Origin of the sequence: Mesobacillus sp. (assembly GCF_049588175.1) — a bacterium.
Taxonomy (GTDB): domain Bacteria; phylum Bacillota; class Bacilli; order Bacillales; family Cytobacillaceae; genus Mesobacillus.
Genome location: NZ_JBAVFI010000051.1, coordinates 1 through 9,463, shown reverse-complemented (window position 1 = coordinate 9,463; position 9,463 = coordinate 1). Strand labels below are relative to the sequence as shown.

The 9,463-nt window shown below is 44.3% G+C and carries 11 protein-coding genes; 8 read left to right on the top strand and 3 right to left on the bottom strand.

Annotated features, from left to right (window positions below):
* From WB217_RS01200 to WB217_RS01185, 4 genes are all read left to right on the top strand, one after another.
* Positions 1 to 857 (top strand): FecCD family ABC transporter permease (locus WB217_RS01200; protein ID WP_423989877.1); only part of this gene is annotated, 857 nt, incomplete at its 5' end.
* 20 nt (positions 858 to 877) lie between these two features.
* Positions 878 to 1,711 carry an ABC transporter ATP-binding protein gene (locus WB217_RS01195; protein ID WP_423989875.1) on the top strand — a complete coding sequence of 278 codons (834 nt, stop codon included), beginning with the start codon at positions 878 to 880 and terminating at the stop codon, positions 1,709 to 1,711.
* On the top strand, positions 1,701 to 2,465 hold the full coding sequence (gene fhuF / locus WB217_RS01190; protein WP_423989873.1) for a siderophore-iron reductase FhuF: 765 nt from the start codon (positions 1,701 to 1,703) through the stop codon (positions 2,463 to 2,465). The genes WB217_RS01195 and fhuF overlap by 11 nt, the downstream gene beginning before the upstream one ends.
* A 12-nt stretch (positions 2,466 to 2,477) precedes the next feature.
* Positions 2,478 to 2,720, top strand: a complete 243-nt coding sequence (locus WB217_RS01185) for a YusU family protein (RefSeq protein ID WP_423989871.1) — start codon at positions 2,478 to 2,480, stop codon at positions 2,718 to 2,720.
* A gap of 64 nt (positions 2,721 to 2,784) precedes the next feature.
* On the opposite strand, the gene WB217_RS01180 is transcribed toward WB217_RS01185, so the two are convergent.
* Positions 2,785 to 3,129: a spore coat protein gene (locus WB217_RS01180; protein ID WP_423989869.1), complete on the bottom strand. Its 345-nt coding sequence runs from the start codon at positions 3,127 to 3,129 to the stop codon at positions 2,785 to 2,787.
* Between the two features lie 71 nt (positions 3,130 to 3,200).
* Positions 3,201 to 3,476, bottom strand: coding sequence for a hypothetical protein (locus WB217_RS01175; protein ID WP_423989867.1), 276 nt, complete (start codon positions 3,474 to 3,476; stop codon positions 3,201 to 3,203).
* A 215-nt stretch (positions 3,477 to 3,691) separates the two neighbouring features.
* Here WB217_RS01175 and WB217_RS01170 point away from each other — a divergent pair, with 215 nt between their 5' ends.
* Positions 3,692 to 4,609 carry a proline dehydrogenase family protein gene (locus WB217_RS01170; RefSeq protein WP_423989865.1) on the top strand — a complete coding sequence of 306 codons (918 nt, stop codon included), beginning with the start codon at positions 3,692 to 3,694 and terminating at the stop codon, positions 4,607 to 4,609.
* A 55-nt stretch (positions 4,610 to 4,664) separates the two neighbouring features.
* Here the strand turns inward: WB217_RS01170 and WB217_RS01165 are convergent, their stop codons facing one another.
* The gene (locus WB217_RS01165) at positions 4,665 to 4,796 is read right to left on the bottom strand and encodes a YuzL family protein (protein WP_207502060.1); all 132 of its coding nucleotides are present in this window, start codon (positions 4,794 to 4,796) and stop codon (positions 4,665 to 4,667) included.
* 334 nt (positions 4,797 to 5,130) lie between these two features.
* Here WB217_RS01165 and WB217_RS01160 point away from each other — a divergent pair, with 334 nt between their 5' ends.
* From WB217_RS01160 to WB217_RS01150, 3 genes are all read left to right on the top strand, one after another.
* On the top strand, positions 5,131 to 7,512 hold the full coding sequence (locus WB217_RS01160) for a 3-hydroxyacyl-CoA dehydrogenase NAD-binding domain-containing protein (RefSeq protein WP_423989879.1): 2,382 nt from the start codon (positions 5,131 to 5,133) through the stop codon (positions 7,510 to 7,512).
* Between the two features lie 86 nt (positions 7,513 to 7,598).
* On the top strand, positions 7,599 to 8,774 hold the full coding sequence (locus tag WB217_RS01155) for an acetyl-CoA C-acetyltransferase (RefSeq protein ID WP_423989863.1): 1,176 nt from the start codon (positions 7,599 to 7,601) through the stop codon (positions 8,772 to 8,774).
* Between the two features lie 72 nt (positions 8,775 to 8,846).
* Positions 8,847 to 9,463: acyl-CoA dehydrogenase family protein (locus WB217_RS01150; RefSeq protein WP_423989861.1), on the top strand; the 617-nt coding region annotated here is incomplete at its 3' end.

Genomic DNA, 9,463 nt, shown 5'->3' with positions numbered 1-9,463 from the left:
TGGTGGTTCAATCATTCCGTCTTCCACGAATTATAGTTGCTTTAATGGTCGGAATAGGCCTTGCTGTGGCTGGTGGACTATTACAGGGGATGATCAGGAACCCTCTCGCTTCACCTGATATTATCGGAATAACTGGCGGAGCATCCGTAGCTGTCGTCGGATTTTTAGCGTATTTCAGTGATAAGAACAATGCACTGACAGTAAGTATAAAATGGATGCCTGTATCGGCGTTTATCGGTGCGACATTAATTGCCTTTCTTGTCTACTTCCTTTCCTGGAAAAATGGTGTATCGCCTGTCCGGCTGGTTTTGATCGGTATAGGTATCTCTGCGATGATGCAGGCACTGACAACACTTATGATGCTGATGGGGCCGATTTACCGAGCGAGCCAGGCGAATATTTGGATTACAGGTACGGTACATGGTTCTACATGGGGAAATGTTTGGGTGCTGGTTCCGTGGACTTTGATATTGGTTTTAATTGCCTTTATCCTTTCAAGAAATGTGAATGTCCAGGAGCTTGGCGAGGAAATAGCGACAGGTGTTGGCGGCCATGTTCAGCGTCAGCGCTTTGTCCTATTGCTTGTCAGCACTGGTTTAGTAGCAAGCTCTGTTGCTTTTGCCGGGGGAATCGGTTTTGTCGGATTAATGGCTCCGCATATGGCAAGGCGGCTTGTTGGCTCTGCTTTTGGGGCTCTGCTGCCGGTTTCTGCATTAATTGGCGGAATTCTTGTTATGCTGGCGGATCTGATCGGGCGGACAATGTTCTCCCCTCTGGAAGTTCCTGCAGGCGTTTTTACAGCGAGTATTGGAGCACCTTATTTTATATATCTGCTTTTTAAGACACGAAATTCATAAGCTAAGATGTGGAAAGGGGAATGGATATGGCCCAGGCAATTGCGGCAGAAAAACTGACATTATCATATGGTGACTCTATCATTATAAAAGAATTGGATATCGAGATTCCGAAGGGAGAGATTACCGTCTTCATCGGAGGCAATGGCTGCGGGAAATCGACATTGCTTCGTTCCATAGCCAGGCTTCTTAAACCGCAGGCAGGCTCCATCTTGCTTGAAGGTGAAGTGATTTCTAAGCTATCGACGAAAGAGATTGCCAGGAAGATGGCGATCCTTCCACAATCACCTTCAGCACCAGAGGGATTGACTGTATTGCAGCTTGTAAAACAAGGCAGATATCCTTATCAATCATGGCTGAAGCAATGGTCAGAAGAAGATGAGGAAAAAGTAACAAGTGCTCTGATGGCAACAGGGATCGACCATTTGAAAGACAGGACAGTTGACTCCTTGTCAGGCGGTCAAAGACAGCGCGCCTGGATTGCCATGACTCTGGCACAGGACACTGATATTATTCTCCTGGACGAACCAACAACCTATTTGGATATGACGCATCAGATTGAAATTCTTGACCTTCTTTATGAGTTGAATGAAAAAGAAGGACGGACAATATTGATGGTTCTGCATGATTTGAATCTGGCATGCAGATATGCTCACAATATTGTGGCCATTAAAGACCAAAAGATATTTGCCCAGGGTAAGCCCGAGATAGTCATTAACTGCAGCCTAGTGAAAAATGTGTTTGGCATGGAGTGTGAGGTAACGGTTGACCCTCTATTCGGCACACCTTTATGCATCCCTTATGGAAAGGGACGCTGTATCCTGAAGAACCGTCCGGTAAAAGCGAATGAAAGCTGAGTTATCTGCTTCCGAAGTAAATGAGTTAAGTAAGTTCCGCTTTGCCACAGAGCTTCGAGATGGGGTCACACCAATTGAGTTTACCAGCTTGCTTGAAGAATCCAGCATGAACAGCCTGCTCAATAAGCTTCAAGTGGAAATGTCCGCCCCTGACCTAAAGACCACCGCATCGGTTTGGATGAAGAGACATGCCTTTTTGGCAGTCATATACTTATATGCGATGAGCGTCTTTAATAAACAGCTTAATGCAGCACCGGATTCCTTGCTTTTAGTAGAAATGAAGAAAGATGGGCTATGGCTGCCGGATTTCTATTTTAAAAGTAAATCAGCGCTTCTTTGTTCGGACGAAAATCGTAACGAATGGAGAAGGGAAGCGGTTCGGCACCTGTTTAAGGATAATATCTTTCCTGTGATGGAGACACTCGGAAAAGCTGCGAAAATCTCGAAATTGATTTTGTGGGAAAACGTGGCCGTCTATATCTATTGGCTGTATGAAAAAGTAGTAGCTGAGCATGCGGATGAGGTAATCAAAGCACGAGCAGCAGAGGACTTCGACTATATCATTCTGCACGCACAAGGCTCATTGTTCGGCAACTATCACCAAAACCCGCTGGCGAGGTATTACACTGAGCCGGTATACCAGGAAGATACAAACTCGTACGTCAGAGTCAGAAAAACATGCTGTTTTAGCTATAAGTTAAATGCTAAAGGTTTTTGCAAAACTTGCCCGAAAATTTGCGGACCCAAGAAATAAGGAGTGTTGGAAATGAACCAGACATTTACAGACCAAATTGACGGATTGCTGGAGAAATACACAGAACTGCTAGTAGGAGAAGGTTCCGCTGAAAATAAAGAAAAGGTGAAAGCGTGGATTCTGTATAGCCACATCGCCAAGTCAATGCCGCCGCTTGCCAAGCATTGGAATGCGGAATATCCTGAAGCAAAAGAACAAATGAAGAATGTCATTGCAGAAGTAAAGGAAATGAATGAAGTGAACAGGCAAAAATAAAAGAAGAACCATTCCGGGAATCGGGATGGTTCTTTTACTGACATTATCCTGCAGCGGTCCCTAACTATTGAAGCTGGCCGCCGTGTGGGAACTGGTTCATATACCCTTGGAATTGCTGATGGGACTGCTGCAGCTTTTGCGAATCGGCTGCCTCGATTGCATACCAGCCCTTCTTGAACATCAGGTTGTATAGGCTGCGCTGTGCATTCGAAGTTTCGGTGTAGATGCCTAATAAGTCTTGATACAGCTGGTCATGACTGGCTTCATGCAGTGCTTGAGTATATGAAGTTGTCATATACTTTTCAGTTGTTAGAATATCGTTGATAAAATCACGGTCGTTCATTTGCGGTGTCTTTTGAATCTGAGTTTCTGGATTCTGGACCTTTTGCTGATTCTGGTTCTGGTTCATCCACTTTTCCTCCTGTTGGTTTCTAATACCATTCATTTAACTAAAGTCCTAGAGCAAAGTGTTGCTTATCATTATTGCATTCCTGAATATGCCTGGTTTTGCGGGCTGTGAAGGTGTGATAGGATCGTTTGATAATGCTTTTCGTGCATATGGCAGCACTTTTCAATTTCGGCTTTCAATTCTGGATCCTGGCACTGCTGGGCAAAGAAATGTGCCTTTTTCATTGCAAGAAGATTCCATGAAAGCATATCGGTCAAATATAAAGAATCCTTTGAGGAAACGACTGAAGGCGGCTGTTGCATGATTCCTTGCTGCTGGCCTTGAAAATTCATATTCTGCTGCTGCATAACTGAACCTCCTGAATAATGTTTTTATCATCGAATATTATCCTTCCCAGGGCAAAATAAAGTATGCGGGACATGATTCGGCAAAAAAGAACATTTTATTACAAAAGTAATATTCAAAAATCTAAAAAAATGATAAAATGATTTTGCAAAAGATATAGATGTAGCAACTTTTTTAAGGGGTATTGTAATCGGTTACAATAAGGGGAGGAAAAGATATGGAACAATTAATGAGGGACTTTTTTCTTTTTTTATCAAAAAATAAATTTTTCACTGAAATGGCTAAGAAGTATGGTCTTCGTTTCGGTGCATCACGCTTTGTAGCTGGTGAACAGGTCGATCAGGCTGTCCAGGTCATCAAGGGTTTGAACCAGAAAAAATTAGCTGTCACAGTCGATTTCTTAGGCGAATTCGTTGACAACGAAAGGGAAGCCAATGAGCGGGCTGACAATTCAATTCAAGCCATTAAAGCAATTGGCCGTGAAAAATTGAATGCTCAATTGAGTGTGAAAATGACATCTTTAGGATTTGATATTTCTGAACAGGTCGTCATGAATAATATGCGCAGAATCATGGATGCAGCAAAAGAGAATAATGTTTTTGTCACAATTGATATGGAAGATTATGCTCGCTGCCAAAAAACACTGGATATCTTCAAACAGTTGAAGTCAGAATATGACAATATCGGAACAGTAATCCAGGCTTATCTATACCGTACTGAAAAAGACATTGAAGATCTAAATCAATATTCACCAAATCTGCGTTTGGTAAAGGGAGCATATAAAGAGTCGCCAGAAGTAGCATTCCCAGAGAAAAAAGATGTTGATGAAAACTTCAAGAAAATCATTAAAATGCATTTGATGAACGGCAACTATACTGCGATTGCCTCTCATGATGATGCGATTATCAATTTTACAAAGGAATTTACAAAAGCCAATAATATCCCTAACAGCCAATTCGAATTCCAGATGCTTTATGGAATTATGCCGGAAAGGCAGCTTCAGCTTGCAAACGAGGGTTACACAATGCGCGTTTACGTACCATACGGAACTGACTGGTACGGTTACTTCATGCGCCGCCTTGCTGAACGCCCTGCAAACGTAGCATTTGTCTTAAAGGGAATGTTCAAGAAATAAACGAGATAAACTGCAGGCTGACATAGCTATATGTCAGCCTGTTGTCTTTTCGTTACTATTTCTTATACTGGCTGTTCTGGCTATTAACCTTGCCTTCGCCGCCCTGCCCCATAGAAGGACCAGCATTCCCTTTAACACTCGCAGCACTAACTCCCGCCTTCGACGGATGCTTCTTCATCCTAGCCATCATCATACCTCCATATATTAAAGCGTCAACGTACCGGGGGTCAGACCCCCACCAGAGTAAAGCGTTAATGCACTGGGGGTCAGACCCCCAATAGAGTAAAGCGTTAATGCATTACGATCAGCAGGTGATCGCTTTTTTAGGTTGTCCAAAGGGAAGAAATAAAATTTTGGTTAAAAAATTCAAAAAATTTTCTTTTTTCCGCACCTTATTATTGCGGAAATTTTTTAAATATTTTATAGTAGTAATTAACAGAGCTCATTTATATGCATATTTTTTTTGGTGCAAAAATGAATGAGTATTCATTCAAAAAGAGTCAAAGGGGGAGACAAATTTGATGCGACAAATTCAAAAGGCAGCAGTTCTTGGATCAGGTGTCATGGGATCGGGGATTGCAGCTCATCTGGCAAACATCGGCATCCCAACATTGCTGCTTGACATTGTACCTCGGGAATTAACGGAAGAAGAAAAAGCGAAGGGCCTGACGCTTGATGATAAGCAGGTGCGCAACCGGATCAGTGCAGGCGCAGTGCAAAAGCTGTTGAAGCAAAAGCCAGCACCTTTGGCCTCCAAAAAGAATCTTGCTTTGATTGAAGCGGGCAACTTTGAAGACGATATGGAAAGACTTAAGGACGTTGACTGGGTAATTGAAGTAGTCGTCGAAAACCTTGATATAAAGAAGAAAGTTTTTACTGATGTAGATAAATACCGCAAGCAGGGAAGCATCATCAGCTCGAATACTTCCGGGATTTCTGTTGAGGCAATGGCTGAAGGACGTTCCGAGGACTTCAGGAAGCACTTCCTTGGAACTCACTTCTTCAACCCGCCACGTTATTTGAAACTGCTTGAAGTAATCCCTACAAAGGATACTGACGCTGAAGTCCTTGCCTTCATGAAAAACTTTGGTGAAGATAAGCTTGGCAAAGGAGTAGTCGAAGCGAAGGATACACCGAACTTCATCGCCAACAGAATCGGAACGTACGGATTGCTCGTTACTGTACGTGAAATGCTTAAAGGCGGCTACAGTGTAGGTGAGGTTGATTCCGTAACGGGCCCAATGATCGGACGGCCGAAAAGTGCAACATTCCGCACACTGGATGTAGTTGGATTGGATACATTCGCACATGTTGCGAAAAACGTATATGACCAGGTCGAAGGAGAAGAAAAAGAAGTCTTCGAAGTACCTGGATTCATGAAGAAAATGCTAGAGAACGGATGGCTCGGAAGCAAATCAGGTCAGGGATTCTTCCTGAAGCAGGGCAAGGAAATCTTGGAGCTGGATCCGCAAACTCTTGAATACGGACCACGCAAAAAGCTTAAAACAGCTTCCACGGAAATGAGCAAGCAGGAAAAAGGCCTCTCCAATAAAATGAAAGCGCTTGTGTACGCAAAGGACCGCGCAGGTGAGCTGCTTTGGAATATCTTCAGCCCAGTCCTGATTTACTCTGCTGATCTGCTTGGAACAATTGCTGATGATATCGTTGCCATTGACCGCGCAATGAAGTGGGGATTCGGCTGGGAAATGGGACCATTCGAAGCATGGGATGCATTAGGCGTTGAAAAAGCGATCAGCAAAATGGAAGCTGAAGGCAAAACAGTTCCGGCATGGGTTAAAGAAATGGTCGAGAAGGGCTTCACTTCCTTCTATAAAGAAGAAGACGGCAAACTTAGCTATTATCACAAAGGCGAATACGTTGCTGTGGAAGAGAATCTAAAGGTGATTAACCTTAAGCTTTTGAAAAAGCAAAAAGGCGTCATCAAAAAGAATGGTGGAGCAAGCCTGATCGACCTTGGCGATGGTATTGCACTCCTTGAATTCCATTCGCACAGCAACTCGATCGGTCCGGATATCCTCCAGATGATCAACTTTGCTATTGATGAAGTCGAGAAGAATTATAAAGGTCTCGTCATCGGAAACCAGGGCAAGAACTTCTCTGTAGGGGCTAACCTGGCGATGATCCTGATGGAAGCACAGGATGACAACATCTGGGATCTTGATATGGTTGTTCGACAGTTCCAGCAGACGACAATGAAAATCAAATATTGCTCTAAGCCTGTAGTCGTGGCTCCATTTGGAATGACACTGGGCGGTGGTGCCGAAATGTGCTTGCCGGCAGCCCACATCCAGGCTTCGATGGAAACCTACATGGGACTTGTTGAGGCAGGAGTTGGCTTGATTCCAGGCGGAGGCGGAAACAAAGAGCTGTATATCAAGCATCTTGAAGGCATGCCAAAGGGCGTTGAATTCGATCTTCAAAAGGTTGCTAACAAAGTATTTGAAACAATTGCTATGGCGAAGGTATCCACTTCAGGCGAGGAAGCACGCGAAAATAACTTCCTTAATGTCTCTGATGGAATCAGCGTAAACAGCGACCACCTTCTGTATGATGCAAAACAAGCTGCTTTAAACCTTTTTGAAAGCGGTTATAAGGCTCCAGTTAGAAAGAAAGTGCCTGTAACAGGTGAACCAGGATATGCGACATTGCTGCTTGGCGCACAGACTATGCATCTTTCAGGCTATATTTCAGAACACGACTTGAAAATTGCCAAGAAGCTTGCCTATGTCATCGCAGGCGGAAAGGTTCCATACGGTACTGAAGTAGATGAGCAATACTTGCTTGACCTCGAAAGGGAAGCGTTCTTAAGCCTTGTGGCTGAACCAAAATCACAGATGCGCATGCAGCATATGCTCGTGAAAGGAAAGCCGCTGCGCAATTAATAGATTGATATTTACCTAGATTAATATCCATCCAGCAGATAACGCTGGAATTAGAAGCGAACATCCAAGGAAAGAGAGGGATTGAGATGAGAGAAGCGGTAATCGTCGCTGGAGCCCGAACACCAATTGGGAAAGCAAAAAAGGGAACTCTTGCAAATGTACGACCAGATGATCTAGGTGCTCTCGTAGTTAGGGAGACGTTGAAGCGTGCAGGCAATTATGAAGGGAATATTGATGATCTAATCATTGGCTGCGCAATGCCGGAAGCAGAACAGGGGCTGAATATGGCCAGAAATATCGGTGCGCTTGCAGGGCTGTCACATGAAGTGCCTGCCATTACAATCAATCGCTACTGTTCTTCAGGACTTCAGGCAATTGCCAATGCATCTGAAAGAATCATGCTCGGGCATGCAGACACAATCATCGCAGGAGGCGCGGAATCTATGAGCCTTGTACCGATGATGGGCCATGTTGTCCGTCCCAATGCGAAACTGGCAGAAACTGCTCCTCAATATTATATGGGCATGGGCCATACAGCAGAGGAAGTTGCGAAAAAATACGGCATTTCCAGAGAAGACCAGGATGCTTTCGCGGTCAGAAGCCATCAGCGTGCTGCAAAAGCGATCCAGGAAGGAAAGTTCGAGGAAGAAATCGTACCGGTTGATGTAACACTCCGTACCGTAGGAAAAGACAACAAGCTTGTAGAAAAGACAATTCAATTCAAACAGGATGAAGGAGTCCGGCCAGACACAAGCATTGAAACACTTGCGAAGCTGCGCCCTGCTTTTTCAATCAATGGAACGGTAACTGCAGGGAACTCATCGCAGACAAGTGATGGTGCAGCAGCTGTCATGGTGATGGATCGAGAAAAGGCTGAATCACTTGGATTGAAGCCGCTCGCAAAATTCAGGTCGTTCGCCCTGGGCGGAGTACCTCCTGAAATCATGGGAATCGGTCCAGTCGTTGCCATTCCAAAAGCATTAAAACTAGCAGGCCTGCAAGTTTCTGATATCGGCGTGTTCGAACTGAATGAGGCATTCGCATCTCAATCCATCCAGGTAATCAGAGAGCTTGGACTTGATGAAGATAAGGTAAATGTGAACGGGGGAGCAATCGCCCTTGGTCATCCACTCGGAACGACAGGTGCAAAACTGACTTTATCCATTATCCATGAAATGAAGCGACGCAATGAGCAATTCGGTGTCGTGACAATGTGTATCGGCGGCGGTATGGGTGCTGCTGGAGTATTTGAACTTTTATAAAGCCATTAACCAACCTTTGAAATAACTCGGAGGGGCGTTTGCTCCTCCCAAAAATAGATAGGAGGAATATTTATGGAAAAGCAAACAGAAAAGCTCGTAAAAGGCGGAGGCTTTTTAATTGATGATGTAACATATGATCAGGTTTTTACTCCTGAGGACTATACAGATGAGCAAAAAATGATCGCAAAAACGGCTGAGGACTTCGTAGTGAATGAAGTTTTGCCTCAGGTTGAATATATTGAACAGCACGAATTCGACCGTACGGTTAAGCTTCTGAAGGAAGCAGGGGAGCTTGGCCTTCTTGGTGCAGACGTACCGGAAGAATATGGCGGTTTAAGCCTTGATAAAGTAAGCTCAGCATTAATTGCTGAAAAAATGTCAATCGCAGGCGGCTTCTCCATCTCCCACGGAGCGCACGTAGGAATCGGATCCCTGCCAATCGTCCTTTTCGGTAACGAAGAGCAGAAGCAAAAGTACCTGCCAGTGTTGGCAACTGGTGAAAAGCTTGCAGCGTATGCACTTACAGAGCCAGGTTCGGGTTCGGATGCTTTAGGCGCAAGAACGACGGCTAAGCTGAATGCTGAAGGAACTCACTATGTCCTGAATGGTGAAAAGCAATGGATTACAAACGCTGGCTTTGCAGATGTATTCGTTGTTTACGCTAAAATAGACGGCGAACAATTCTCTGC

What these genes read in the sequence shown, in the direction of transcription:
- WB217_RS01195 (WP_423989875.1), top strand. Translation starts at nt 878, where the DNA reads ATGGATATGGCCCAGGCAATTGCGGCAGAAAAACTGACATTATCATAT.
- WB217_RS01170 (WP_423989865.1), top strand. Translation starts at nt 3,692, where the DNA reads ATGGAACAATTAATGAGGGACTTTTTTCTTTTTTTATCAAAAAATAAA.
- WB217_RS01160 (WP_423989879.1), top strand. Translation starts at nt 5,131, where the DNA reads ATGCGACAAATTCAAAAGGCAGCAGTTCTTGGATCAGGTGTCATGGGA.
- WB217_RS01175 (WP_423989867.1), bottom strand. Translation starts at nt 3,476, where the DNA reads ATGCAGCAGCAGAATATGAATTTTCAAGGCCAGCAGCAAGGAATCATG.
- fhuF (WP_423989873.1), top strand. Translation starts at nt 1,701, where the DNA reads ATGAAAGCTGAGTTATCTGCTTCCGAAGTAAATGAGTTAAGTAAGTTC.
- WB217_RS01185 (WP_423989871.1), top strand. Translation starts at nt 2,478, where the DNA reads ATGAACCAGACATTTACAGACCAAATTGACGGATTGCTGGAGAAATAC.
- WB217_RS01180 (WP_423989869.1), bottom strand. Translation starts at nt 3,129, where the DNA reads ATGAACCAGAACCAGAATCAGCAAAAGGTCCAGAATCCAGAAACTCAG.
- WB217_RS01165 (WP_207502060.1), bottom strand. Translation starts at nt 4,796, where the DNA reads ATGGCTAGGATGAAGAAGCATCCGTCGAAGGCGGGAGTTAGTGCTGCG.
- WB217_RS01155 (WP_423989863.1), top strand. Translation starts at nt 7,599, where the DNA reads ATGAGAGAAGCGGTAATCGTCGCTGGAGCCCGAACACCAATTGGGAAA.